This is a genomic window from Cellulomonas sp. P2_F12 (genome assembly GCF_056403775.1).
In genome coordinates, this window is the sequence record NZ_JBFUEV010000002.1 from 337803 (window position 1) to 362006 (window position 24204).

The following is a 24204-nucleotide window of genomic DNA, read 5'->3' on the forward strand; positions in this document are numbered from 1 at the left end:
GAATGAGCGTGGACGACCTGACCGGGACGACGACGACCCGGAAAGCCGGCCGACGCCGCGACGAGTCCAAGGACGACGCGATCCTGCTGGCCACGCGCGAGCTGCTGGCCGAGCGCGGGTTCGACGGCATGACCATGGACGCCGTGGCCGACCGCGCCGGTGCCGGCAAGGCCACCGTCTACCGCCGCTGGCCCTCCAAGGTCCAGCTCACCGTCGACGCCGTCGTCTGCGCGCGCGGGGTCGCCCAGAGCATCGACGAGGTCCCCGACACGGGCTCGCTGCGCTCCGACCTGCTCGCCGTCCGCTTCGGCAAGCCCCGCACGGACGACTCCGAGCTGATGTCCGGGTTGATGTCCGCCGTGAAGGAGAACCCCGAGGTCGCCGCCGTGTTCCACGAGCAGTTCGTGCGCTCGCGGGTCGACCTCATGCGCGGGCTGCTCGAGCGCGCGCAGGCCCGCGGCGAGCTGCGGGCGGACATCGACCTCGAGATGGTCGCCGCCGTCGCACCGGCGATGATCGCCTACCGCAAGATGGTGGCCGGCCAGCGCGTCGACGACGAGTTCGTGGTGCAGATGATCGACACCGTGATCCTGCCGCTGGCCACGGGGTCCCAGCCCGCGCTCCCCTGACTCAGGTCAGCCAGACCGCGCGCCACGGCTCCAGCCACAGGTTGTCGTCGTCCCCCGGGCCCACGTCGGTGCCGGTCAGCGCGTCGTGGGTCACGCCGAGCTCGCGCAGCCGCCACCCGGGCACCGGCCGCCAGTCGCCCGTCACGTTGTAGGCGGCGAGCAGCGGTCCCAGCGGGTGCCGGCGCACGAGCGTGAGGACCCCGGGGTCGTCGGGCCCGAGCACCTCGCTCGCCACGGACGCGTGCAGGTGCGGGAGCGACGCCCGCACGGCCGCCAGGTGCCGCAGGCCCTCGAACACCCGCTGCTCGACCGTGCCGTCCGAGCCGCGCCGCGCGGCCACCACGGGATCGAGCCGCGGTCGGTGCGCCCAGCGGTTGTCGTCTCCGTGCCCGGGTTCGTCGGCCCACGCCGGGTCGTTGGGCAGCGCGAGCTCGTCGCCGGACCACACCACCGGCACGCCTCCCCACCCCATGACGACGGCGTGCGCGAGCAGCAGCCGCGCGACCGCGGCCTCGACCCACGCCGGGTCCGCGGCCTCCCGGGCCGCCTCCAGCCCGACCAGGCTGGCGGCTGTCCCGCTGATCCGGCGGTCGCCCGTCACGGCGTTGTGCTGGAACACCAGCCCGCGGGCGTCGGACCCCGGGAAGACCCCGGCGTACCAGTCCGAGAGGAAGTTCCGGTGCTGGTACCCGCCGCGGCCGACGGCAGCGGCGTCCTCGTCGGCGATCGCCCAGCCGATGTCGTCGTGGCACCGCACGTACGTGACCCAGGCGGTGGTGGTGGGGATCGGCGGGAGAGCGCGCAGCGCCTGGGACGCGAGCGTCGCGTCCTTCGAGGCGAGCATCGACCAGATGTGCACCATGAGGGCGTTGTGGTACGCCAGGTCGCTGACCTTGCCGTGGTGCCGGCCGGTCCCGAGGTACTGCACCAGGTCCGCCGGACCGACGATCGCCTCGGCCTTGAACACCACCGCCGGGCAGGCGATCCGGGCGACCGCGCGCAGGGCCTGCGTGATCGCGTGCACCTCGGGCTCGTTCTGGCACGAGGTCCCCATCCGCTTCCAGAGGAACGCGATCGCGTCGAGCCGGAACACCTCGACGCCCTGGTTGGCCAGGTAGAGGACGACGTCGACCAGCTCGGCGAACACCTGCGGGTTGGACCAGTCCAGGTCCCACTGCCACGAGTGGAACGTCGTCCACACCCAGCCGTCGAGGTCGTCGTCCCACGTGAAGCTGCCCGGCGCGAAGTCGGGGAACACCTCCACCAGGGTCTGCTCGTACGCATCCGGCAGCGTGCGCGTCGGGTACACGTGGAAGTACTCGCGGTAGCGCTGCTCCCCCGCGCGCGCCCGGGCCGCCCACTCGTGCTCGCGCGCGACGTGGTTGAGCACGAGGTCCAGCACGAGGCTGATCCCGGAGCGCCGCAGCTCGGTGGCCAGCGCGCGCAGGTCGTCCATCGTGCCGAGGTCCTCGCGGACCGTGCGGTAGTCGGCCACCGCGTACCCGCCGTCGTTGTCGCCCTCGCGCGGTCGCAGCAGCGGCATGAGGTGCAGGTACGTGACCCCGAGGTCCCGCAGGTAGTCGACGGAGCCGCGCACGCCGTCCAGGTCGCCGGCGAACCGGTCGGCGTAGGTGGCGTACCCGAGCATGCCTGGGTCCTGGAACCAGTCCGGCGCGAGCGTGCGCTGCTGGTCGAGCCGGTGCAGCTCGGGGTCGCGCTCCGCGTAGGTGCGGGCGGCGCCGGCGACGAGGTCCGCGGCCAGGCCGGTCGCCCCGGGATACACGGCCTCGAGGCCCGCCTGCAGGTCCGGCCACCAGCGTTCGAGCCGCAGCGCGAACAGGTCCGCACGGGCGGGGTCGAGGCCCGCGAGCGGCGCCGCCGCGGCCGCTGCGACCTCCGGGGGGATCGAGCTCACGGGTCGAATCTGTCACGACGGGCCCCGCGGCGCCTCAAGTGCTGTCTCAGGTGCTGTCTCAGGTGCTGTCTCAGGTGCTAGCGAACGCGAGGGCGGGGTCGGTGGTGAGCACCTGGCGCACGCTCGCGGCCGCGGCGACCAGCCCGATCACCACGCCGACGCCTAGCGCGGTCAGGCACTGCCCGGCCGTGACCGCGACGGGCAGCGGGAACAGCGGCACCAGCACGAGGGCCGCGACGACGGCGAGCACGGCCGCCGTCCCGGCCAGCAGGACCCCCTCGAGCGCCACGCCGCCCACCAGCCGCCACGTCGGCACGCCGACGGACTTGAGCACGGCGACGTCGCGCTGCCGGTCCAGCCCTGCCACGTAGCAGACGAACCCCACGATCCCCGCGGCGACCAGCCACAGGAGCGCGGACAGCAGCGCGAGCGTGCGGGTGGCCACCTCCAAGGGCCGGCGCATGTCGTCGCGGACCTGCGTCGGCGTCATCGTCGTGAGGCCGGCGGGCACCGCGGCCGGTGCGCCCCGGACGACGAAGGCCCCGGCGAGGTCGCGCCCGTCGAACGCGATCCGCTGCCCCTGGTCGAGGGTCACGACGACCGCCGGCGTGCCCCCGTTGTAGGTCAGGCCGCGCAGCACGCCGACCACCAGCAGCCGCTCGCCGCCGAGCGTGAGCCGCTCGCCCAGACCCGCGCCGAGCGTCCGGTCGACGGCGACCTCGCCCGGCCCACGGGGCGCGCGGCCCTCGACCGGCTCCACGACGACGACTCCGCCGGGACGGTAGGCGATGACGTTCACGTCCGTGGGCCCACCGTCGCGCACGACGACGTGGCGGAAGATCGCGACAGGGGTGCCGCCGTCCGGGGCCGGGTCGGCCGGAACCGGGGAGTTGGTCGTAAACGGGCCCGCCACCCCGGTGGGCACCACCCACGTGTCGGCGCCGAAGAACGCCACCGTCCGCGTGGTCTCGGCCAGGAACGCGTCGTGCACCGCCCCGAGCAGCAGCGTCATGGCCAGCACGGACGCGGTCGCCAGCACGCCGAGAACCACGCGCCGCGCGCGCCACCGCAGGTCGCGCAGGGTCAGCCAGATCACGGGTCCACCCGCACGGGCACCGCGACCGGTCGCCGCACGCGCGGCAGCACCGCGTGCGCCACCGGGACCGCGACGAGCACCACGACGATGCCGACGATCGCCGGCGCCTGCATCGGGTACAGGCCGAGCGCGCCGCCGAGCCACACGGCCCACCCGGCCGACGACAGCGCCAGCGCCGCACCGCGCTGCGCGGGGTACCGCACCCGGCTGACCATGAGCAGGCCGAGGACGGTGAGGGCCAGCGCCGCGGCCCATGGCTGGGGCGCCAGGAAGCCGAACACGATCGCGCAGGTGGCGGCCAGCGGCGAGGGCAGCCCCGTGAACCCCGGCTGGTCGTGGCGCACGGCGCTGAAGTCGGCCAGGCGCAGCAGGGCTCCCCCGACGTACACCAGCCCCCCCGCCACCAGCAGGCCGCGGTCGAGCGGCGAGGCCCCCGACGCGGCCAGGACGGCCAGCGCGGCGGCGGGCGCCACCCCGAACGCGACGCCGTCGGCCAGGTTGTCCAGGGGCGCCCCGAGCAGCGTGCCGCCCCACCGGCGCGCCACGGGCCCGTCCACGGTGTCGAGGATCGTCCCGCACAGCAGCAGCACGGCGACCAGCTGCAGCAGCTCGGCCGGGTCCGACTCCAGCGTCGTGACCAGCAGGATCACCGCCGCGCCGCACAGCGCGTTGGCGAGCGTGAGGAAGTCGGCGGGCCGCGGGTGCGTGATGCCGACCATGTCAGGCCGTCGCCAGGGTGGTGCGGCCGGCGCGCACGCGATCGCCGACGACGACGGCCGGGAGCGCCCCGGGCGGCAGCAGGACGTCGACGCGCGAGCCGAACCGGATCAGGCCGATCCGCTCGCCGGCGGCCAGGTCCGCGCCCGCCCCGACGTAGGGCACGATCCGGCGCGCGAGCACGCCGGCCAGCTGCGTGAGCACCACCGGCCCGTGCGGCGAGTCCAGGTCCCAGTGCAGCCGCTCGTTGGCATGGGCGTCGGGCCGGAACGCGGGGACGTGCGCGCCACCGACCCGGTGCCGCACCCGCACGGTCGCCGGGCACGGGCTGCGCGTCACGTGCACGTCGAGCAGGTCGAGGTAGGTCGAGACGAGCCAGCGGTCGTCGTCGTGCCGCTCGACGCGCGTGACCCGGCCGTCGGCGGCGCACACGAACGCGGCCCGGTGGTCGTCGGGGCGCCGGTCGGGGTCGCGGAAGAACCAGGTGCCGGCCACCGCGAGCGCCAGGACCGGCACCCGGACCACCGCGCGCCGGGGCAGCAGCGCGGCGACCCACACGAGGGCCAGCCACGGGGGTGCTCCCCGGGCGAGGCGCGCCGTCACGCGGCCACGACCGTGCCGCCGAGGTGCACGACGGCGTCGGCGAGGTCGCTCACCCGGTCGTCGTGGGTGGCGACCACGACGAGCCGCCCCGGCCGGGCGAGCCGGCGCAGCAGGTCCAGGACCACGCCCACGTGCTCGGTGTCGAGGTGCGCGGTCGGCTCGTCGGCGAGCAGCAGCGGGGGGTCGCGCACCAGGGCCCGGGCGAAGGCGACCCGCTGCTGCTCGCCCCCCGAGAGGGTCCCCGGCCGGTGCCCGGCGCGGTGGGACAGCCCGAGGTCGTGGAGCAGCTGCGTCGCGCGCGCCGAGGCCTCGCGCCGCGACGTCCCGGTGAGCACCAGCGGCGCCATCACGTTCTCCTCGGCCGTGAGGCCGGGGACCAGGTTGAACGCCTGGAACACGATGCCGACGGTGCGCTGCCGGTGCGCGAGCCCGGTGACGGGGGCGCCGCGGAACGTCACCGTGCCGGTGGTGGGGGTGAGCAGGCCCGCGAGGACGGACAGCACGGTCGTCTTGCCGCCGCCGCTGGGGCCCCGCAGCGCCACCAGCTGGCCGTCGTGGGCCGCCAGATCGACGCGCTGGAACGGCCGGACGACCCCGCCGCCGGTCTGATAGTCCACGCTCAGGTCGTCGACGACCAGGTCAGCACCCGTGCCCACGGTCGCCATGATGCCGCCCGGCGGCTCTCACGGGAACGTTTCGTCCCTGTTTGACCTGTTTCACGCGCGGTGCCACCGTGAGGCCATGCTCCCGCACGCGCCGGCAGCCACCCGTCGGTGGCTGCTCGGGCTCGCCCTGCGGCTGCGCCCCCGGGCCGGCGGCGGTGACCCGTCCTCGCTGCTCGCGCGGCTGCCGGAGTCGACCCTGGCGCCCCTGCGCCGCGACGGCCTCGCGCCGGCGGCCGCCCTCGGCGCCCTGCGCGACCGCGAGCCCGTCAGCGCGCTGCGCCTGCCGCTCGGGCTGCGGGGCTGGCTCGTGGCCGGGTACGACGAGGCCCGCGCGGTGCTGGCGGACACCGACGCGTTCAGCAACGACTACTCCCACGTGGTCGGGGCCGTCGGCGCCTCGCCCGAGCGCGACCCGGGCGGCCTCGGGATGGCCGACGCCCCCGACCACACGCGCCTGCGCCGCCTGCTCACTCCCGAGTTCACGACCCACCGTCTGGCCCGCCTCACGGACCGCATCGACGCGATCGTCGACGAGCAGCTCGACGCCATGGCCGCCGCGGCCTCCCCTGACGGCGTCGTCGACCTCGCCCAGCACCTCGCCTGGCCGGTCCCCACCCGGGTGATCACCGAGCTGCTGGGCGTCGACCCGGACGAGCACACCGCGCTGGCCGCCCTGAGCGCGGCCCGCTTCGACGCCACGGCGGGAGCAGGTGGGGCCCTCGGCGCCGTCTCGACGTCGGTCGACGCCCTGGTCGCCGTCGTGCAGCGGCAGCGTGAGCACCCGGGCGACGGCCTGCTCGGCCGGCTGGTGACGGAGCACGGGGACGAGCTCACGGACCGCGAGCTCGCCGGGATCACGGACGGGCTGCTCACCGGCGGGCTCGAGACCTCGGCGGCGATGCTGGCGCTCGGCACGGTGGTCCTCCTGCGCACGCCCGGAGCCCTGCACGCGGTCGGGGCGTCGGACGCGCAGGCGGTCCGCACCGTCGACGAGCTGCTCCGCTACCTCACCGTGGTCCAGGTCGCGTTCCCCCGGTTCGCCCGGACCGACGTGACGGTCGGCGGGCGCCGGATCCGGGCGGGCGACGTCGTGCTGGTGTCCCTCTCCCTGGCCGACCGCGACCCCCGCGTGCCGGGGCAGGCCGACCTGGACGACTTCGACCCCCGCCGCGCCATGCCTGCGCACCTGGCGTTCGGGTACGGCGTGCACCGGTGCGTCGGCGCGGAGCTGGCCCGGCTGGAGCTGCGGTCGGCCTACAGCCGGCTCGCGCGACGGTTCCCGGACCTGGTCCTCGCCGTCCCTGAGTCGGCCCTGGAATACCGCCCGCTCTCCCTGGTGTTCGGCGTCGCGAGCGTCCCGGTCAGGCTCAGAATTGCCGATCCGGACATTTCCCCCTAACGCGGGCATAGCGCGCGGGGCCGACTACCCCCACACTGGCCCGATGAGCCCGTCTGCGGCAGCACCGTCGACGGCACCCGCGCGCCTGTTCGACGTGCTGGTCGTCGGCACCACCAACGTCTGCCGCTCGCCCGCGGCCGAACGGCTGATCCGCGCGCGCCTGGGGCAGGACGGCGACCTGTCCGTGACGAGCGCCGGGACGCACGCCGCGCTCGGCGAGCCGGTCCCCGAGCCCCTGGACGAGCTGCTCGCCGCCGCCGGCGCGGGCGACGGCGGTCACGAGGCCCGGCTGCTCAGCACCGACGCGGTCGAGGCCGCCGACCTGGTCCTCACGGCGACGCGGTCCGAGCGCGCGGCGGTGCTCCGCCAGGTCCCCTCGGCGATGGGCCGGACGTTCACGCTGCGCGAGCTGGCGCGGGTGGCGGAGTCGATCGGTCCCGCGGCGCTGCCCGAGGGCGGCGACATGGCGACCCGGCTGTCGGAGCTGGTCCGGCTCGCGCCGCGGCACCGCGGCCCGACGGCCCCGCCGGTGGCCTCGGACGACGACATCCTGGACCCCGCCGGGCAGGGCAAGGGCGCGTACCTGCGGTCGTTCGACCAGGTGCAGGCGGCCGTGGACGCCATCGTGCGGACCGTCCGGCCGGTCCCCGGCGAGGACGACCCGCCGCCGCCCGTGCGCTACGAGCCGCCGCCGGAGCCCCATCACCGCACCCGGAAGATCGCGCTGGTCACGCTGGCGTCGTTCCTGGTCGTCCTCCTCGCCGCCTCCGCCGGCGCGCTGCTGATCGCCGGCCTGCTCGACAGCCGCGTCCAGCGCTTCGCCGACCCGTTCCAGGACCTGCCCACTCGTCCCCCGTCGTTCGTGCCGAAGCCCCCGACCTACGGGATCCCGGTGACGATCCTGGTGCTCGGGTCCACGGACGACCTGCAGACCGAGAAGACCGGGAGCTGGGACGCGGCGGCCGCGCAGACGGACGTCGTGATGCTCGTGCACATCTCGGCCGACCGCGACTCCGCCCAGGTGGTCGCCATGCCGCCGGACCTCGGGGTCGAGGTGCCCGGCAAGGGCCCCGGCACGCTGCGCAGCGCGTTCGCCGCGGGCGGTCCACCCCTCGCGGTGCAGACGATCGAGCAGCTCACCAACGTGCGGCTGGACCACGTCGCGCTCACCGACTCCGAGACGTTCTCCCGCGTGACCGAGGCGCTCGGCGGGGTGGACCTCGACCTGCCGACCAACCTGGTCATCGACGGCCACGTGGCGGCCCAGGCCGGCGAGCGGCACCTCACCGGCGAGGAGGCCCTGGCCTGGGTCCGCGGCACGGGTGGCGACGACCTCGCGCGCTCGCAGCGCTCCGCGGCCTGGCTCCGCGCGATCCTCGACCGGTCGGGCGACAGCGACGTGCGGCACAACCCGATCACGTGGGTGCGCCTGCTCAGCGTCGTGTCCGGGTCGGTCGCGGTGGACGAGGGCTTCGACCGGGCCGAGATGGTGGGCCTGCTCACCAGCGTCCGCACCCTGGGTCCGGGCGAGGTCGAGGTGGTGGGGGTGCCGACGACCACGGCCGCCGCCGGCGCACCGTCCGCCCTCGTGCCCGACGCCGCCCCCTTCGGCAGCCTGATGGACGCGCTGCGGACCGACACCCTCAGCGAGCACCTGGCCGAGGGCGCGCCCTAGACGGTCACGACCACCTTCGCGCGGGCGTGCTCGACCTCGAGGTAGCGCAGGCCGTCGGCGGCCGACGACAGGTCGAACGTCCGGTCGATGGCCGGGACGACGGTGCCGGCCTCCGCGAGCTCCCGCAGCGCGTCGAGGTGCACGGCGCCCGGCTCCGTCCGGAGCACGACGACCGTCTGCCGGACGAAGGGCGCCAGCACCGTGCTCCGCACCAGCAGGCCGATGGGGCCCAGGAGCGTGCCGCCCTCGAAGACGCCGCCGCCGGACAGGATCAGCGTCCCGGCCGGCGTCAGGGCGCGGCGCAGGTCGCGCAGGGACCGGTTGGCGACGAGGTCGAACAGGACGTCGTAGCGGCGCCCGGCCCGCATGGGGTCGTCGCGCGTGTAGTCGACCACGTGGTCCGCACCCAGGGACCGGGCCAGCTCGAGGTTGCGGGTGCTGCAGACGGCGGTGACCTCGGCGCCGAACGCCTTCGCGATCTGCACGGCGAACGTGCCGACGCCGCCGGACGCCCCGTTGATCAGCACGGTCTGCCCGGGCCGGACCCGGCCCGACAGCCCCTGCAGGGCGGTCGTCGCCGCCAGCGGCATGGCCGCCGCCTGCTCGAACGTCAGGTTCGCCGGCTTGCGGGCCACCAGCCGCTCGGGCGCGCAGACGTACTCGGCGAGCGCGCCGTCGCACTCCCCGTACACCTCGTCGCCGATCCGCAGACCCGTCACCCCGGACCCGACCGCGTCGACGGTGCCGGCGAAGTCGGACCCGCGGATCGGCTCCTTCGGGGCGTGCCGGCCGAACTCGGCCGAGAGGCGGGCGATGTACGGGTCGCCGCGCATGAGGTGCCAGTCGCGCGCGTTCAGCGATGCCGCGCGCACCCGCACGCGGACCTCGTGGTCGCGGGGCACCGGGGCGTCGACGTCCTGGAGCGTGAGCGCGTCGGCCGAGCCGTACCGAGTCTGGACGATCGCCTTCATCGGACCTCTCCCTTACGTCGTAAGGCCGGTCCGACCAGCGTGGCTTACGTCGTAAGGTTGGTCAAGACCTGAGCCGGCGATCCAGGCCGTCGAGGAGCAGGTCCAGCCCGAACTCGAACTCGATCTGGTCGTCGCACCAGCCCAGCGTCGAGCCCGGATCGTCGTGCGCGACCTCGCCCAGCATCGCCACCAGGGACGGCAGGTCGGCGGCGAGCTCCGGCGGCAGGGCAGCGGCGTCCCCGCTGCCCGGGTCGAACAGCTCCTGGGAGAACCCGAGTGCCCGGCTGCCCAGGGCGTGCAGCGCGTGGTGGGTGAGGTCGTAGGAGAACCCGCCGTCGTGCAGCATCCCGACCAGGCGGTCGTGGTAGCGCACCACCTCGAGGCTCATCGCGGTCCGGGTCGCCAGCAGGCGCGGCGCCCAGCGGTGCCGGAGCAGCACCTCGCGGGCGGTGAGGATCCGCTCGCGGACGGCGCTCTTCCAGTCGTCTCGCGCGTCCAGCCGGTCGACGGCGTCATTGATCTCCCGGGCCACCAGGTCGACCGCGCCGTCGAGCAGGGCGTCCTTGCTGGCGACGTGGTGGTACAGGGACATGGCCTCGGCGCCGAGCTCGTCGCCGACGCGCCGCATGGTCACCGCCTCGATGCCGTGGGCGTCGGCGACGGCGACCGCCGTGAGGAGCACGCGCTCCCGACTCAGCGGCAGCCTCTGCTCGGGCGCCCGCGCCGGTTCGGCCGTCAACGACACCACCCCTCTCCTCCCCGGATCGTAAGGCGCGGCCCGCCGTTCGCCGGTCGCTACGCTCGGTCGGTGCCGCACGAGGACTGGATCGAGCACCGCCGCCCGGGCGACCGCGAGCTGCTCGGGTGGATCCGCCCGGAGGGTGAGGGCTTCGTCGCCCTCGACGCGCTCGGGCGCGAGACGACCGGCGTCGTCGACTGGCTGGAGGCCGAGGAGGCCCTCGACGAGCGCGGCCTGCACTGGCTGGCCGACCTGTGGCAGCTCGACCTGCCGGACGGCGGCCGCGAGCGCGTGCGCATCGTCGAGGTCACGCCCGAGCGCGTCGTCGTCAAGGTCGACGACTTCGGCGCGGTCGACGTCGTGACCCGGTCGTACGTCCTGCCGTTCCCGGCGCCGGACGCGCTGCGCCCGTTCGAGGGCGACGCCAAGACGCTCCCGGCCGGGCTCTCGGGCTAGGGCGCGGCCGTCGGCGCGGGGGACGCGGTCGGGCTGCTGGTCGGCGTCGGTGTCGGCGTCGGGGCCGGCGTCACGACCGGTGCCGGCGGCGCCGCCGGAGGCGCGCTCGGCTGCTCGACGGCGGGCTGGACGGGGACGGTCGGCGCCGGCGTGGTCGGCGCGACGCCGACGGTGATCGGCATCGACGTGCCCGTGCCGGCGTCGTCCGTGGTGCCGAACTCCCAGTGCCAGGGCTCGTGGGGGCCACGACCGCCCTCGTCCATGTAGGTCGGGTGGTGCCAGCCGAACTGCATCGCGTTGGCCTTGAGCCAGGCGTACAGCTCCGAGCCGTACCCGTTGGCCTGGTCGAGGTCGATCGCCAGGCCCCAGCCGTGGTTGGACGTGCCCGGCACCGCGGCGAGCGTCCCCTTGGCCGCCCGGGTGCTCACCTGCTCCTCGAGGGTGCGGTACGAGCCCGTGATCTTCAGGTCGTGGCCGAAGGCCGCCCGGTAGGCCGCGTCCATCCGCCCCAGCGCTTCGGCGGCGTCGCACCGCAGGTGCTGGCTCGGGGCGAACGCGACCGGACACAGCACCTTGAGCGGGATGTTCCCGTTGGTGTAGCCGTCGGTGGACCGGGCCTGCTGCTCGACCTTGGCGACCGCCGCCTGGGCGGCCTCGTCGCCGGCCGCGCCGGCCACGGCGAACTGCTGGGCCGCCAGCGTGACGCCGACGGCCGCGTCCCGAGCCTGGACGGCGGACACGGCCGCAGCGACGACGTCCCGGACCTCGGCGGCGGCGTGGGTGGCCCCGACGGCCGCGTCGAGGGCGGCGACCTGCGGGTCGGCGGCGACCAGCAGGCGGGACAGGGCGGCGTTCTGGGCCGACTGGTCCCCGAGGTCGAGGGCGACCAGCAGGACGTCGGTCTCGACGTCCGTGACCGCCTGCGCGGCGGTGGCGACGTCGCCGGCGGCCACCTCGTCCCGCGCGTCCTGGACCCGGGCGGGGAGCTGCTCGACGGTCAGCCCCGACGTGACCGGGACGACGACGGGGTCGTCCGGGTCGGTGCGGAACAGCGTCCGCGAGGCCGGCTTCGCGGTCTCCTCCAGCGGGTGGCCGACGAGGGCGACCGTCGCCGTCTCCACCGCCGCCACCCGGTCGCCCAGCTGCGCCAGCGCCTGCGGGGAGGTGCGGCCGAGCGCCTGCTGCGGGACCAGCGCCTCGGCGACGGACGCGGCCTGGGCGTCGTCGGCGGAGTGCGACGGATCGGCGGGCTGCACGGCGAGGACGACGGTGAGGAACGCCATCGACACGAGGACCGCGGCCGACTCGTACGCCCGCCGGCCCTCGCGCGGGCGCGACGAATGACGACCCTGGGTCGTCCGTCGTGGTCCGAGCACTGGTGTCCTCCGCGATGCGTCGTCCGACGATCCCATCGCGACCCCGCGCCCGTCGACCCGCCAGAAGGGTGGGGTCAGGCCGACGGGACCCGCATCCGTCGCCGCGCGCCCCGCGCCGACGGCCCGCGACGCCGCACCCGGGTGATCCGCCTGGGCGCCGCCGGCGTCGCGGCGCCGCCCGTCACCGGCTGCGCCGCGAGACCCCGCTGCGCCATCACGTACGCGGGCACGAGCAGGACGACCGCCCCGATCCACGCGAGCGGGTTGCCCCACACGACGCCCCCGTAGCCGTAGGCCGCGCCGAGCACGGCGGCCGCTCCGACCCGGCAGACCAGCTCGACCACGCCGGTCAGCGTCGGGATCATGGTCTGCCCGAGGCCCTGCAGAGCGCCGCGCAGCACGAACAGCACGCCCAGCACCACGTACAGCACGCCGTTGACCAGCAGGTAGTGCGCGGCCATCTGGACCACGCGGTCCTCGCCGTCGCCGACGAAGAGCCCGACGATCGTGGACCCGCCGGCGACCAGCACGACGCCGAGCACCAACGAGCCGACCACCGACATCCCCATGCCCTGCACGACGCCGCGGCGGATGCGGTCCGGGCGCCCGCCGCCCAGGTTCTGCGCGACGAACATCGACACCGCGAGGCCCAGCGACGCCAGCAGCGCGACCGCGAGCCCGTCGACGCGGACGGCCGTCGTGTAGGCGGCGACGGCGTCGGGCCCCAGCTCGTTGAGGCGCACCTGCACGGCGAGCGTGCCGATCGCGATGATCGACGCCTGGAACCCCATGGGCAGGCCGAGCCGCAGGTGCCGGCGCAGGTCGACGCGGCTGACGCGCCAGTCCTCGCGGTGCACGTGCAGGACCGGGACCCGCCGCCGCACGAACGCGAGGCAGAGGGCGACGGACACGCCCTGCGACAGGACGGTCGACACCGCCGCACCGGCGACGCCCATGCCGAGCCCGGCCACGGCGACGACCACCAGCACCACGTTCAGGACGCAGCTGATGGTGAGGAAGACCAGGGGCGTCCGCGAGTCGCCGATGGCGCGGATGATCGCCGACAGGAAGTTGAAGAACATCATCGTGCCGGCGCCCAGGAAGCTGATGACGGCGAACGTCGTCGCCTCGGGGAGCAGCTCCTCGGGCGTCTTCAGCAGCCGCAGCGCCGGACCCGCGAGCAGCGGGGCCGCCACGGTGATCACCGCGCTCGTGGCGGCCGACAGCACCGTGCCGGCCGCGACCGACCGCCGCACCGCCGCGTGGTCCCCGGCGCCGAACGCCTGCGCCAACGGGATCGCGAAGCCGTTGGTCATCCCCCACGCGAACCCGAGCAGCAGGAACAGCAGCGCGCCGGTGGCGCCGACGGCGGCGAGCGAGTCGACGCCGAGCACCCGGCCGACGACGACGGCGTCGGCCGCTTGGTAGAGCTGCTGGACGACGTTGCCGACGAGCAGCGGGACGGCGAACAGGAGGATGACGCGCCAGGGGCGACCGGCGGTGAGGACCTTGGGCACAGCGAGACCTTGGGACTTGGTGGGGCGGGGGAACGTCGCGGTGGTCCGTCGTGCAGGGTCGCGCCGTGCGTCGATCGTATCGATACGATCCTGTCCGGATGAAACGATTTGATGCAGGTCACACGGGTGCGCCTGCACGTACCGGCAGGAATCGGAGGAGTCGGGCGCCGCGGGTCCGCGACGGCCGTCACCGAGCGGCGGCGACCCCCCGCAGCAGCGTCGCGAGCGCCTCGTCGTAGTGCTCGTCGCTGCCGTATGCGGCCAGGTCGGCGGCGACCGCCGCGGTGTGCGGGTACACGGCGGCGGGGATCGCGGCCAGCCCGGCGGCGAGCGCCTCCTGCGGGACGCGCGACCGGGCCGTCGAGAACGCGCACCACCCGTAGTTGAGCGCGAGCACGGCGCTGAAGAGCACCACGGCCGACCTCCCCGTCACGCCGCCGCGGCGGACGAGCCCCAGCGCGACCTCGCCGATCCGGGTGGCGTTGATGCCGGGGTTCGGGTGCGTGAACAGCGCCGGCACCGCCCACGGGTGCGCGTCGAGCACGGCCCGGTGCGCCTGCGCGAAGGCCCCGAGGTCGGCCACCCAGTCGTCGGTCTGGGCGGGCGGGACGAACCGGCCGAGGACCCGGTCGAGCAGGGCGTCGACCAGCTCGTCCATCGTCGCGAAGTAGCGGTACAGCGACATCGGGGACGCATCGAGCTCCGCCGCGATGGTCCGCACGGTCATCGCGTCGATCCCGCCGGCCGCGGCACGCTCGGCGGCCTCGAGGATCGCGTCGGGCGTGAGCGAGCCTCGGGCGCGACGGGTGCGGGGTGTTGACGACGTCATGGCGTACAGCGTACGTTATCGCCCAGCGTACTAAGTACGCGTTCCGACGACACGAGAGCTGACCCCGATGACCACGACCCGCTGGCTGCTCCGGTGGCTCCCCACGTTCCTCGCGTTCCCGCTGGCGGGGCTGCTCGTGTCCGTCGCGCTCGGCCCCGTCGACTCCCCCGCCCGCGGCGCGCTCGCGGGGCTGGTGGCCGGCGCCGTGATCGGCACCGGGCAGTGGCTGGCGCTGCGGACCCGCGGCGTCTCGGCCCGATGGATCGCCGCGAGCGCGGTCGCGATGGCGCTCGGCTCGGCCGTGTCGGCGGCGCTGACCGGGTCCGTGACGAGCGTCGGCGCCCTCGCGCTCACCGGGCTGATCACGGGCGCGCTGGTGGGCGTCGCGCAAGGGTTCGTCGTCGGTGCGATCCTCCCCTGGACGCTCGCCGTCGCCGGGTCGTGGGCCGTCGCCTGGGTCGTCACGTCGCAGGTGATCGTCGACGCCGAGAGCGGGTACGTCGTCTTCGGCTCGAGCGGCGCCGTCCTGGCGACGCTGATCACGGGCGTGGTGGCGCACCCGCTGCTGCCCGGCCGCGCCGGGTCGGTCCCCGCACCCGTCGACGCGGCGGCCCGGTGATGGCCACGCTCGTCGGCATCCTGCTGATCGCCCTGCCGGTCGCGTTCAACGTGGCGTTCGCCGCGCTGGCCAGGGCGTTCGACTACCCCGACATCCTGCGCCGTCCGACCGCCGAGATCCTCGAGCGGTTCCGCGCCGGCGGCTCGACTCTGGTGACCCTGTGGTGGGCGTTCGCCATGACCGCGCTGGCCTTCGCACCGGTCGCCGTGCTGGTCTCCGACGTCCTCGACGGCAACCCGACGGTCCTGCGGCTCGCCGTCGTCGTCGGGGTGCTCGCCGGGCTCGTGCAGCTGCTCGGCCTCCTGCGCTGGCCCTTCCTGGTGCCGTACCTGGCGCGCACGAGCGTCGACGCCTCCCCCGCGCGGGCCGAGGCCGTCGACGTCGTGTTCCAGGCGTTCCACCGGTACCTCGGCGTGACCGTCGGCGAGCACCTCGGGTACCTGCTGACCGGCGCCTGGAGCGTGCTCGTGGGCGTGGCGCTGGCGCAGGGCTCGGTCGCGCCCGCGTGGCTCGGGGTCGTCGGCGTGGCCGTCGGCGCCCTGCTCGTGATGTGCTCGCTGGAGTTCGTCGGCCGGTTCGAGCCCTCGGGCTGGAGGCTGGCCGGGACCCTGGTACCGGTCGTCTACGTGGCGTGGTCGCTCTGGCTCGCGGGCGTGGGCGTGGCGCTGCTGGTCTAGGCGCCGACCTCGACCGTGTACCGGCCGGACGCGCACCCGCTGATCCGCCAGCCGCCGGGCACCTCGTCCACGTGCGCGTCGGTCACACCCGTGGTCGAGAGCTGCGGCTGCGCCTCGCCCGGCACCCAGACGTCGAGGAGGCAGCTGGTGTCCGTGTCGTCGACGGTCCCGGCAACCGTGAGGTCGCGCCCGCCCGAGCCGGACGTCAGCGAGTCGAGCCGGCCGGGGACCGCCCGCGGGTAGGCCCGGCTCAGCGGCGTCGCGAAGCCCGCGGGCGGCGGGCTCAGCTTCCCCGTGGCGCAGTCGACGGAGACCAGGTTTCCCGACGACGTCGCGTCGTCCCCCGTCTCGGGCGAGCCGCAGCCCTGCCGCCACACCCAGAAGGCGCCGCCGATGCCGAGCTCGTTCTGCGCGGTCACGAACCGGTCGACCTTCGCGCCGTCCACGGCCGGATCGCCGAACCAGCCCCACTCCCCCGCCCACAACGCGGCCCCGTAGGACGCCGCGGCACGGGAGGAGACCGAGAGGTTGCGCTCGAGCGTCGCGATCGTCAGCCCGAGGCTCTGGTCCATCGAGATCGACTCGCTGTACGGGTGCGGCGCGAACACCAGCTGCCGGTCGTCGGTGAAGCCCGGCGGCGGCGTCACGTCGAACGCCAGGCCCGACCAGAGCACGCTCGGCTCGAAGAACACCAGGTGCGGGAACCCGCCGGCGTCCGTCTCCGCGGCGCGGATCGCGTCGATCGCCGCGTCGTAGTAGCGGCCGAGCAGCAAGCCCGAGCTGATCGGCGGGTTCGCGCCGATGCCGGGCTCGTTCAGCAGGTCGTAGCCCGCCACCGCGGGCTCGTCGGCGAACGTCCGCGCGACCTCCGCCCACGTGTGGACGAGCTCGGTCTGGATCCCGTCGCGGTCGGTGTAGAAGTTGCCGAAGGCCGCGGCAACCGCGGGGGCGAGGTCGCGCGCCATGAACTGGCAGTGCAGCGCACCGTCGGTGATCGTGGCCCACGCGGGCGCCCCGTCCCACCCGGTCGTCGGCGACGTGCCGCCGCTGCACTCCTGGTCGGGAGCGGCCAGCGCGTTGCCCCAGGCGTCCTCGTGCATGTCGAGCACGACGTAGACGCCGTGCGCCTTCGCCGACGCCACCGCGTCCTGCACCTGCTGGAGGTAGTCCTGGTCGAGCTCGCCGCGGGTGGGCTCGAGCCGCGACCACGACATGCCGAGCCGGACGACATCGAAGCCCATCGCGGCGATCTGCGCGAAGTCGTCGTCGGTCAGCTCCCCGGTGGCCGGGTTCTCGGGGTCGCGCAGGTAGTAGTCGATGAGCTGGTTCACGTTCACGCCCCGCAGGATCACCTGCCGACCGGTCACGTCCCCGATCACGGGCAGCCCGCCCGCCTCCGTCGCGGGCAGCACCTGGAGCCGCTGGAGGCCGTCGGTGGCCGCCACGGGCTGGACCTCCTGCGGACCGGCCGAGGCCGGGGCGCTCACGACGAACGGCAGCACGAGCAGGAGCGCCACGGCGACGGCGACGAGCCGCCGCGGGCGCGTCAGCCGGGCCCGCCACCGCCAGGTCACGGCCGTGGCGGCCGTGCCGAGCAGGCCGACGGCGACGCCGTAGCCGATCCCGGTGGCGACGCCGACGAACGACGTGGCGATCCACCAGCTGTCCGAGCCGGCGCCGGTGAGGGCGCCGACGATCGCGGTGACCACCCCGAGGACCAGCCCGGCGACGACCGCCGCGAGCCAGACCGCGAGCGGCTGCTCGCCCAGCCGGCGCTGAGCCGTCCGGACCGCGAGCGTGAAGCTGCCGAGGAAGACGACCAGGCCCGCGAGGGTGCCGAGCAGGCCGGCCGCGGATGTCGGCGCCACGAGCGGCCCGGCGAAGGCGTAGCCGACGGGACCGCCACGCCACGACGTCGCCGCGAAGCCGACGGCGGCGACCGCCACGACGACGGCCATGACCGCGATCGGGAAGGCCGAGGTCGAGCGCTGCCGGGGTGCCACGGCACGCGGGCCGAGCCGGAACGCGAGGGCAGCCGCCGCCGCGACCAGCGGCCCCGCGACCACGAGCTTGAGACCCGCGAACCCGCTGGTCGCGAACGCGAACTGCAGCGCGGACCAGAACGAGAGGTGCGCACCGACCAGCGGCAGCGCCACGACCAGGCCGGTGACGGCAGCCGCGGTCGACGCGGCTCCGACGGACGCCACCCAGGCCACGACGAACACCCAGCCGGCCGACACCGCCGACCGGGCCGCGAGGTACACGGGGACGGCGGTGGCGGCGAGGAGGACGGGCAGCCCGACGACCAGGGGTGCCCAGCGGAACGCTCCGCCGGACCCGATCAGCGGCACCCCGTGACCGCCGACGGGCGCGAGCAGGCCCGACGGGTCGAGGACGGCCAGCGCCGCGACGAGCACGAGGGCGACAGCCGCCGCAGCGACGGACGCGCGGAGCTCAGGACGGGCGAGCGAGGACCGCCATCGGGAAGACTTCGTTGTCTGATCGGCCATGGTGATCGCGAAGGATAACGGCCGATCGTGAGAAATCCGGGCCGCCTCCACGAACGGCCCAACGCACTGCTACGGGGTCGGCGCCGCCGTCGGCTCCGCGAGCTCGGTCGGGGCGGGCTCCGGGGTCGCGACCAGGGTCTCCGCAGGAGCGTCCGAGGGCGCCGGCGCCGGGGTCTCCGTGGGCGTCGGAGCCGGGGTCTCCGTGGGCGTCGGAGCCGGGGTGTCCGAGGGCGTCGGGGCCGGGGTCTCTGCGGGCGGGTCCGAGGGCGCCGGCGCCGGAGTCTCGGTGGGCGCGTCCGACGGCGTGGGGGTCGGGGTCTCCGTGGGCGTGTCCGACGGCGCCGGCGTGTCCGAGGGGGTCGGCGTGGGCGTCTCCGAGGGCGTGGGCGTCGGCGTGTCCGAAGGCGTCGGCATGTCCGTCGGCGTCGGCGTCGGCTGCTCAGCGACGGGCGCGACCGGGACGACCGGCGTCGCGGCGTTCGGCTCCCCGTTCACGAGGATCGGCACCGACGTGCCGGTCCCGCGGTCGTCGGTGGTGCCGAACTCCCAGTGCCACGGCTCGTGCGGCCCGCGACCGCCCTCGTCCATGTAGGTCGGGTGGTGCCAGCCGTAGAGGACGGCGTTGGCCGAGAGCCAGGCGTACTGCGCGGAGCGGTAGCTGTCGGCGCCGTCGCCCAGGTCGATGGCCAGGCCCCACCCGTGGTTCGAGGTGCCGGGCACGGCGGCGAGGCCCCCCTTGGCCGCCTTCGTCGTGATCTGCGCGGCCAGGCTGCGGTACGAGTCCGAGATGACGATGTCGTGCCCGAACGCGGCCCTGTACGCCTCGTTCATCCGCACCAGCGCGTCGGCGGCGTCGCACCGCAGGTGGTGCTGGGGAGCGAACGCGACCGCGCAGAGCACCTCGAGCGGGATGTTCCCGTTGGTGTAGCCGTCGGTGGACCGCGCCTGCTGGTCGGCCTTGGCGATGGCAGCCTTCGTGGCCTCGTCGGCGGTCAGAGCGGCCTGCTGGGCGGCCGCCGTGATGCCGGTCGCGGCATCCCTGGCCTGGACGGCCGCCGAGGCGGCGGCGATCACGTCCCGGGTGCCCGCGGCGGTGTGGGTCGCCCCGACCGCGGCGTCGAGGGCCGCGACGTTCGGGTCGGCGGCGACCAGCAGTCGCGCCAGGGCGGAGTTCTGCGCCGACTGGTCGGCCAGGTCGAGCGAGACCAGCAGCACGTCCGTCTCCACGCCGGTGACCGCACGTGCGGCGGCGGCGACGTCCCCGCCGGCCACCTCCTGGCGGGCGTCCTGCACGCGGACGGGCAGCTGCTCGACGCTGAGCTCCGGCGCGGGCGCGGCCACGGCGACCACGTTCTCCACGAAGTCAGGTCGCAGGCGGGGCACCTGTGTCGGCGTCGGCTCCGCCGCGGCGACGGGCTCGCCGGTGAGCGTCACGGTCGCCGTCTCCACCGCCGTCACGCGCTCGTGCAGCCGGTCGATCGCCGACCGGACCGCCCGGCTGGTCGGCTCCGGCGGGACCTGCTTCTCGGTGGCCGGCACGGCGACCACCACCGGCTGCACGACGTCGGCCGAGTGGGACGGCAGGAAGGGGGCCGCGGCGAGCGCGGCCGTCAGCAGGGCGACCGTGGAGAGGACCGCGACTGGCTCGGGGACCCGACGCCGGGCGAGCGGGCGCGCGCGATGACGGCCCTTGCTCCTGCGTCGAAGTGCGAGCACTGATGAACCCTCCGCGGTGCTTCGTCAGTCGACCATCTCACCGCCCCCGGCGTTCGTCGACCGGCGCAGGGGGCGAAAGACTGCGGTCGCCTGATCGACACTCGCCGACCAGGGCGAACGCCCGGTGAGGCGCGGGTGAACCCCGTCAGGCCGAGCCGCTCACGCCTGGGTCGTCGCCTCGATCAGGCCCAGGTCCCGCACGGCGAAGCGGTGGTGCTCCCACTCCTCCTCGAGGATCACGTGCAGGCACTTGAGCACGCTCTCGGGGTACTCGGGGTTGTGCGGGTTCCGGCGCGCGGCCGCCAGCTCGTCCGGCGTGACGGTGGCGATGAAGTCCCGCACCATCGCGACGCGCCCGGCCCGCACCTCGAGCACCTCGGCGTACGGCGGCGTGGTGGCCGAGAACGCCGACGTGTCGTCGTCGAAGGTGACGTCCGGCTGACCGATCGGGTGGAACGGCTGCTCGAGCTGCAGGATCGCCTTGCGGAACCAGATGTCCGTGGCCATGACCAGGTGGCGGAGGGTCTGCGCGAACGACCACTCGCCGCCCACCGAGACGTCGACCGTTCCGTCGGGCATCGCGGCGGCACGCTCGAGCGTCGCGTCCCAGGTGCGCTGCAGCACGTCCCACGCCTCGAGGAGGCTGTCCGGATCCGGGGCGCGGCGCTCGGCCCGACCGGGGAAGCGACGGTTCAGCTCGGCCTCGACGAACGGCGCCACGTCCACGCCGTTGATCACGAAGGAGCTGTCCTCCTCGGTGATCCATGGCGCGTCGATGTCCGCGCCCGCCACGTCCACCCCGCGCATCACGATGCCGGACAGGTCGGACTCGACGAACCGGGCGCCGCGCAGGTTCGTGCCGACGAACTCCGCCCCCTGCAGCTGGTCGGACCGCGTGAAGGTTGCTGCCATGAGTGCTCCTCGCCGAGGCTCCGGTTTTCGCGAGTCCAGTGTTGTGGCGGCATCGGGGGTTGTCCACGCGAGAACCGGCCGCTCAGGTGCACCTGACCTGTCGGATCGCGGCATCCTCGTGCGTAGCAAGGGTGAGGGCCGCCTGCCGAGGGTGCCCGGAAGGGACGACGACCATGAGGCTGGTCACGAACACCCAGATCACCGTCGACGGCGTGATGCAGGGCAACGGCGGACGCAACCCCGTGCTCGACCCCGGGTTCGACCGGGCCGGCTGGGCGCTGCCGCTCGGCGACGAGGAGTCGACCGCCTACATCGGCGACTTCTACCAGCGGGCCGACGCGTTCCTGTTCGGCCGGCGCACCTACGAGCTGTTCGCCGGCTACTGGGGCGTGCGCGACGATCTCGACAACCCGTTCGTCGGCGCCCTGAGCTCGCGCCCGAAGTTCGTCGCCTCGCACACGCTCACCGACCCGCAGTGGGCGGGCACCACGGTGCTGTCCGGCGATCTCGAGGTGGCCGTCCGGTCGTTGAAGGCCACTCCCGGCGGCGAGCTGCAGGTGCACGGCAGCGGCCGGCTGATCCGCTGGCTGCTCGAGCACGAGCTGGTCGACGAGATGACGCTGGTGGTCTGCCCCGTGATCGTCGGCGCAGGCACGAGGCTGTTCCCCGAGACGGGCACGGACTTCGCCCTCGAGCTGGTGGAGTCGCGCCGGTTCCCGACGGGCATCACCGTGCAGTCCTACCGACCCGTCGGCCGCCCGCAGTACGCGTAATCACGATGTCCCTGGAGGTATGAGATGCAGTACCTGGTGTCCGTGATCGACCACCGGACCAACTCAGGCACGCCGGAGGAGGCGGTGGCGATCGACGACTTCAACGACCGCCTGCGGGCCGGTGGCCACTGGGTGTTCGCCGGCGGGCTGGCCGCACCGGAGACGTCGACGGTCGTCGACGGCCGCGGGGACGAGCCGGTGTTCACCGACGGTCCCTTCCTCGAGTCGAAGGAGCACATCGCCGGCTTCTGGATCATCGACGCCCCCGACCTCGACGCCGCGCTCGCGCTCATGGCCGACGGGTCGAGGGCCTGCAACCGGCGCCTCGAGGTGCGACCGTTCCTGGTCGTGTGAACCCGACCGACGCGCACGCGGCGATTGTCCGGGCCCACCACGAGCAGTGGGCCCGGGTGGTCGCCGCGCTGGCCCGGCGCTTCGGACTCGACGTCGCCGAGGAGGCCGCGGCCGAGGCGTTCGCGACCGCGGTCGAGCGGTGGCCGGTCGACGGCGTCCCGCCCAACCCCGGCGGGTGGCTCACCCTGACCGCGACGCGCAAGGCGATCGACCGGATCCGCCGCGAGAACAGGCGCGACGACAAGCATCGGGAGGCGCTGTTGCTGGCCGACGACGTCCCGCCCGAGCCGCTCGGCGCCATCGACGACGACAGGCTCCGGCTGATCTTCACGTGCTGCCACCCGGCCCTCGCGATCGAGGCACGGGTGGCGCTGACCCTGCGGATGGTCGGCGGCCTGACCGTGCCGGAGATCGCCCGCGGCTTCCTGGTGCAGGAGACCACGATGGGTCAGCGGATCACCCGAGCGAAGGCCAAGATCGCCGCGGCCCGCATCCCCTACCGCGTGCCGTCCACGCCGGACCTGCCGGCGCGCATCACCGGCGTGCTCGCCGTCCTGTTCCTCGTCTTCAACGAGGGCTACCTGGCGACCGGCCCCGACACCGACCCCGTGCGGCCCGACCTCACCGCGGAGGCGATCCGGCTGACGCGCCTGCTCCGCACGCTGCTGCCGCAGGACGGCGAGGTGGCCGGGCTGCTGGCGCTCATGCTCCTCACCGAGGCCCGTCGGCCCGCCCGCGTCTCGGCGGACGGCGAGCTCGTCTCGCTGCGCGATCAGGACCGCGGGGCCTGGGACGACGGGCTGATCGACGAGGGCCACCGCCTGGTCCGCGAGCGCCTGGCCAGCGGGGCCGCCCCGGGCCGGTACCAGCTGCTGGCGGCGATCAACGCCGTGCACACCGACGCGCGCGACGCCGACGACACCGACTGGTCGCAGGTGGTCGCCCTCTACGACCAGCTCGTCCGGCTCGACCCCTCGCCGATCGTCGCCCTCAACCGGGCCATCGCGGTCGCCGAGCTCGACGGTCCCGAGGTGGCGCTGGAGCTGGTCGACGGCCTCGGCGACGCCCTGGACCGCTATCACGCCCTGCACGCCACCCGCGCCGAGCTGCTGCGCCGGCAGGGGCACGACGCGGAGTCGCGCGCGGCCTACGACCGGGCCATCGCGCTCGCGGGCAACACCGCGGAGACCGCGTACCTGTCGCGCCGCCGCGACGAGCTGGCGTAGCGGTCTCAGCCGCGCTCGGGCTTCGTGTAGAGGATCTCGCGGGCCTGCTCCGCGGCGCGGGCGATGCTCTCGCCGACGAAGTCCATGAAGCGGGCGACGTTCTCGAGGCGGACGGCGGCCGGGGTGTCCGGGCCGAGCACGCTGACGCCCTGCCGCGCGGTCTCTGCCAGCTCGGCGTTCGAGCGCGCGCTCGCGATCATCGACTGGTACCAGACCCCGGCGTCGGCCACGTAGCGCTCGCGACGGCGCTCGTCGCGCTCCCGCAGGACCAGGCCCTGGCTCTCGAGGAACGCGATCGCCTTGGAGATGGACGCCGGGCTGACCTGGAGGCGCTCGACCAGCTCGGACGCCGTGAGACTGCCGGCGTCGGTGGTGTACAGGCAGGTCAGCACCCCCGCGGCGATCCGGGGCAGGCCCGAGCGCATGAGCAGCGTCGTGAACGTCTCCTCGTACTGCCGCACGGCCTCGGCGTCGCGGCCGTCGGCCTGCACGGGCGGCTGCGTCCCGCGGGGCGCGGCCGGTCGGCGCCGGTGGGCGCGACGCTCTGTGGCGCGGTGGGCGAGGTCCGCCCGATACGCAGCGGGACCGCCGTTGCGCATCACCTCGCGCGTGATCGTCGACGTCGGGCGGTCCAGGCGGCGCGCGATCTCCGCGTACGTCAGGTCGTCGGCCACCCCCTGCGCGATCTGCTGGCGTTCCTGCTGAGTGAGCCGGCCTCCCGGCATCGCGACCTCCTTCGTCGTCCGTGTGCCGAGGATAGCGTTCAGTTCATAGCCATTGCAACGTCGAGCGGGACAGATGTTGCGTTGAATTTCGTTCCATTGCAATGA

General features: G+C 74.7%; 23 protein-coding genes. 9 read left to right on the top strand and 14 right to left on the bottom strand.

Annotation, left to right across the window (positions count from 1 at the left end; all coding sequences use genetic code 11):
- The first annotated feature begins 2 nt into the window (after positions 1 to 2).
- Positions 3 to 629: a TetR/AcrR family transcriptional regulator gene (locus tag AC1DWH_RS06350; RefSeq protein ID WP_477092952.1), complete on the top strand. Its 627-nt coding sequence runs from the start codon at positions 3 to 5 to the stop codon at positions 627 to 629.
- A 1-nt stretch (position 630) separates the two neighbouring features.
- Here the strand turns inward: AC1DWH_RS06350 and AC1DWH_RS06355 are convergent, their stop codons facing one another.
- The 5 genes from AC1DWH_RS06355 to AC1DWH_RS06375 form a co-directional block, all read right to left on the bottom strand.
- Positions 631 to 2544: an alpha-amylase family protein gene (locus AC1DWH_RS06355; RefSeq protein ID WP_477092953.1), complete on the bottom strand. Its 1914-nt coding sequence runs from the start codon at positions 2542 to 2544 to the stop codon at positions 631 to 633.
- A 70-nt stretch (positions 2545 to 2614) separates the two neighbouring features.
- Complete coding sequence (locus AC1DWH_RS06360; RefSeq protein WP_477092954.1) at positions 2615 to 3640, bottom strand: FtsX-like permease family protein; 1026 nt, start codon at positions 3638 to 3640, stop codon at positions 2615 to 2617.
- Positions 3637 to 4359 carry a CDP-alcohol phosphatidyltransferase family protein gene (locus AC1DWH_RS06365; protein ID WP_477092955.1) on the bottom strand — a complete coding sequence of 241 codons (723 nt, stop codon included), beginning with the start codon at positions 4357 to 4359 and terminating at the stop codon, positions 3637 to 3639. The genes AC1DWH_RS06360 and AC1DWH_RS06365 overlap by 4 nt, the downstream gene beginning before the upstream one ends.
- 1 nt (position 4360) lies before the next feature.
- Positions 4361 to 4960 carry a phosphatidylserine decarboxylase gene (locus tag AC1DWH_RS06370; RefSeq protein WP_477092956.1) on the bottom strand — a complete coding sequence of 200 codons (600 nt, stop codon included), beginning with the start codon at positions 4958 to 4960 and terminating at the stop codon, positions 4361 to 4363.
- Positions 4957 to 5616, bottom strand: a complete 660-nt coding sequence (locus tag AC1DWH_RS06375; protein ID WP_477092957.1) for an ABC transporter ATP-binding protein — start codon at positions 5614 to 5616, stop codon at positions 4957 to 4959. The genes AC1DWH_RS06370 and AC1DWH_RS06375 overlap by 4 nt, the downstream gene beginning before the upstream one ends.
- Before the next feature lie 85 nt (positions 5617 to 5701).
- On the opposite strand from AC1DWH_RS06375, the gene AC1DWH_RS06380 reads away from it, so the two are divergent.
- Together AC1DWH_RS06380 and AC1DWH_RS06385 are read left to right on the top strand one after the other, a co-directional pair.
- Positions 5702 to 7024, top strand: coding sequence for a cytochrome P450 (locus AC1DWH_RS06380; protein WP_477092958.1), 1323 nt, complete (start codon positions 5702 to 5704; stop codon positions 7022 to 7024).
- A 43-nt stretch (positions 7025 to 7067) separates the two neighbouring features.
- Positions 7068 to 8699 carry an LCP family glycopolymer transferase gene (locus AC1DWH_RS06385; RefSeq protein WP_477092959.1) on the top strand — a complete coding sequence of 544 codons (1632 nt, stop codon included), beginning with the start codon at positions 7068 to 7070 and terminating at the stop codon, positions 8697 to 8699.
- Here AC1DWH_RS06385 and AC1DWH_RS06390 read toward each other — a convergent pair.
- On the bottom strand, positions 8696 to 9670 hold the full coding sequence (locus tag AC1DWH_RS06390; RefSeq protein WP_477092960.1) for an NAD(P)-dependent alcohol dehydrogenase: 975 nt from the start codon (positions 9668 to 9670) through the stop codon (positions 8696 to 8698). The genes AC1DWH_RS06385 and AC1DWH_RS06390 overlap by 4 nt on opposite strands.
- 61 nt (positions 9671 to 9731) lie before the next feature.
- Positions 9732 to 10415 carry a TetR/AcrR family transcriptional regulator gene (locus tag AC1DWH_RS06395; RefSeq protein WP_477092961.1) on the bottom strand — a complete coding sequence of 228 codons (684 nt, stop codon included), beginning with the start codon at positions 10413 to 10415 and terminating at the stop codon, positions 9732 to 9734.
- 63 nt (positions 10416 to 10478) lie between these two features.
- On the opposite strand from AC1DWH_RS06395, the gene AC1DWH_RS06400 reads away from it, so the two are divergent.
- Positions 10479 to 10865 (top strand): hypothetical protein, encoded by a 387-nt coding sequence (locus tag AC1DWH_RS06400; RefSeq protein ID WP_477092962.1) that lies wholly within the window; start codon positions 10479 to 10481, stop codon positions 10863 to 10865.
- Here the strand turns inward: AC1DWH_RS06400 and AC1DWH_RS06405 are convergent.
- The 3 genes from AC1DWH_RS06405 to AC1DWH_RS06415 all read right to left on the bottom strand — a co-directional run bounded on the left by AC1DWH_RS06405 (position 10862) and on the right by AC1DWH_RS06415 (position 14587).
- Positions 10862 to 12148 carry a M15 family metallopeptidase gene (locus tag AC1DWH_RS06405; RefSeq protein WP_456845731.1) on the bottom strand — a complete coding sequence of 429 codons (1287 nt, stop codon included), beginning with the start codon at positions 12146 to 12148 and terminating at the stop codon, positions 10862 to 10864. The two genes, AC1DWH_RS06400 and AC1DWH_RS06405, sit on opposite strands and share 4 nt — an antisense overlap.
- A 167-nt stretch (positions 12149 to 12315) precedes the next feature.
- Positions 12316 to 13758: an MATE family efflux transporter gene (locus AC1DWH_RS06410; protein ID WP_477092963.1), complete on the bottom strand. Its 1443-nt coding sequence runs from the start codon at positions 13756 to 13758 to the stop codon at positions 12316 to 12318.
- A gap of 187 nt (positions 13759 to 13945) precedes the next feature.
- Positions 13946 to 14587 carry a TetR/AcrR family transcriptional regulator gene (locus AC1DWH_RS06415; RefSeq protein WP_477092964.1) on the bottom strand — a complete coding sequence of 214 codons (642 nt, stop codon included), beginning with the start codon at positions 14585 to 14587 and terminating at the stop codon, positions 13946 to 13948.
- A 67-nt stretch (positions 14588 to 14654) separates the two neighbouring features.
- Here AC1DWH_RS06415 and AC1DWH_RS06420 point away from each other — a divergent pair, with 67 nt between their 5' ends.
- Positions 14655 to 15206 carry a hypothetical protein gene (locus tag AC1DWH_RS06420; protein WP_477092965.1) on the top strand — a complete coding sequence of 184 codons (552 nt, stop codon included), beginning with the start codon at positions 14655 to 14657 and terminating at the stop codon, positions 15204 to 15206.
- Positions 15206 to 15883 carry a DUF4386 domain-containing protein gene (locus tag AC1DWH_RS06425; protein ID WP_477092966.1) on the top strand — a complete coding sequence of 226 codons (678 nt, stop codon included), beginning with the start codon at positions 15206 to 15208 and terminating at the stop codon, positions 15881 to 15883. Before AC1DWH_RS06420 ends, AC1DWH_RS06425 begins: the two co-directional genes overlap by 1 nt.
- Here AC1DWH_RS06425 and AC1DWH_RS06430 read toward each other — a convergent pair.
- The 3 genes from AC1DWH_RS06430 to AC1DWH_RS06440 all read right to left on the bottom strand — a co-directional run bounded on the left by AC1DWH_RS06430 (position 15880) and on the right by AC1DWH_RS06440 (position 21021).
- The gene (locus AC1DWH_RS06430) at positions 15880 to 18393 is read right to left on the bottom strand and encodes a glycoside hydrolase family 5 protein (protein WP_477092967.1); all 2514 of its coding nucleotides are present in this window, start codon (positions 18391 to 18393) and stop codon (positions 15880 to 15882) included. The genes AC1DWH_RS06425 and AC1DWH_RS06430 overlap by 4 nt on opposite strands.
- Positions 18394 to 18462: 69 nt before the next feature.
- Positions 18463 to 20109 (bottom strand): M15 family metallopeptidase, encoded by a 1647-nt coding sequence (locus AC1DWH_RS06435; RefSeq protein WP_477092968.1) that lies wholly within the window; start codon positions 20107 to 20109, stop codon positions 18463 to 18465.
- A 159-nt stretch (positions 20110 to 20268) separates the two neighbouring features.
- Positions 20269 to 21021 (bottom strand): DinB family protein, encoded by a 753-nt coding sequence (locus tag AC1DWH_RS06440; RefSeq protein WP_477092969.1) that lies wholly within the window; start codon positions 21019 to 21021, stop codon positions 20269 to 20271.
- Positions 21022 to 21194: 173 nt separating this feature from the next.
- Between AC1DWH_RS06440 and AC1DWH_RS06445 the strand changes: the two genes are divergently transcribed.
- The 3 genes from AC1DWH_RS06445 to AC1DWH_RS06455 are packed head-to-tail and all read left to right on the top strand — an operon-like array spanning position 21195 to position 23374.
- On the top strand, positions 21195 to 21794 hold the full coding sequence (locus AC1DWH_RS06445; protein WP_477092970.1) for a dihydrofolate reductase family protein: 600 nt from the start codon (positions 21195 to 21197) through the stop codon (positions 21792 to 21794).
- Positions 21795 to 21818: 24 nt separating this feature from the next.
- The gene (locus AC1DWH_RS06450; RefSeq protein ID WP_456845722.1) at positions 21819 to 22148 is read left to right on the top strand and encodes a YciI family protein; all 330 of its coding nucleotides are present in this window, start codon (positions 21819 to 21821) and stop codon (positions 22146 to 22148) included.
- Positions 22145 to 23374: an RNA polymerase sigma factor gene (locus AC1DWH_RS06455; protein WP_477092971.1), complete on the top strand. Its 1230-nt coding sequence runs from the start codon at positions 22145 to 22147 to the stop codon at positions 23372 to 23374. The genes AC1DWH_RS06450 and AC1DWH_RS06455 overlap by 4 nt, the downstream gene beginning before the upstream one ends.
- Before the next feature lie 5 nt (positions 23375 to 23379).
- Here AC1DWH_RS06455 and AC1DWH_RS06460 read toward each other — a convergent pair whose 3' ends face one another.
- Positions 23380 to 24099 carry a helix-turn-helix domain-containing protein gene (locus tag AC1DWH_RS06460; protein ID WP_477092972.1) on the bottom strand — a complete coding sequence of 240 codons (720 nt, stop codon included), beginning with the start codon at positions 24097 to 24099 and terminating at the stop codon, positions 23380 to 23382.
- Positions 24100 to 24204 lie beyond the last annotated feature (105 nt).

Coding starts and splice junctions, on each gene's coding strand:
- AC1DWH_RS06405 (WP_456845731.1), bottom strand. CDS start 12,148: ATGGCGTTCCTCACCGTCGTCCTCGCCGTGCAGCCCGCCGATCCGTCG.
- AC1DWH_RS06460 (WP_477092972.1), bottom strand. CDS start 24,099: ATGCCGGGAGGCCGGCTCACTCAGCAGGAACGCCAGCAGATCGCGCAG.
- AC1DWH_RS06380 (WP_477092958.1), top strand. CDS start 5,702: ATGCTCCCGCACGCGCCGGCAGCCACCCGTCGGTGGCTGCTCGGGCTC.
- AC1DWH_RS06440 (WP_477092969.1), bottom strand. CDS start 21,021: ATGGCAGCAACCTTCACGCGGTCCGACCAGCTGCAGGGGGCGGAGTTC.
- AC1DWH_RS06350 (WP_477092952.1), top strand. CDS start 3: ATGAGCGTGGACGACCTGACCGGGACGACGACGACCCGGAAAGCCGGC.
- AC1DWH_RS06445 (WP_477092970.1), top strand. CDS start 21,195: ATGAGGCTGGTCACGAACACCCAGATCACCGTCGACGGCGTGATGCAG.
- AC1DWH_RS06420 (WP_477092965.1), top strand. CDS start 14,655: ATGACCACGACCCGCTGGCTGCTCCGGTGGCTCCCCACGTTCCTCGCG.
- AC1DWH_RS06415 (WP_477092964.1), bottom strand. CDS start 14,587: ATGACGTCGTCAACACCCCGCACCCGTCGCGCCCGAGGCTCGCTCACG.
- AC1DWH_RS06430 (WP_477092967.1), bottom strand. CDS start 18,393: ATGGCCGATCAGACAACGAAGTCTTCCCGATGGCGGTCCTCGCTCGCC.
- AC1DWH_RS06450 (WP_456845722.1), top strand. CDS start 21,819: ATGCAGTACCTGGTGTCCGTGATCGACCACCGGACCAACTCAGGCACG.
- AC1DWH_RS06390 (WP_477092960.1), bottom strand. CDS start 9,670: ATGAAGGCGATCGTCCAGACTCGGTACGGCTCGGCCGACGCGCTCACG.
- AC1DWH_RS06385 (WP_477092959.1), top strand. CDS start 7,068: ATGAGCCCGTCTGCGGCAGCACCGTCGACGGCACCCGCGCGCCTGTTC.
- AC1DWH_RS06425 (WP_477092966.1), top strand. CDS start 15,206: ATGGCCACGCTCGTCGGCATCCTGCTGATCGCCCTGCCGGTCGCGTTC.
- AC1DWH_RS06365 (WP_477092955.1), bottom strand. CDS start 4,359: ATGGTCGGCATCACGCACCCGCGGCCCGCCGACTTCCTCACGCTCGCC.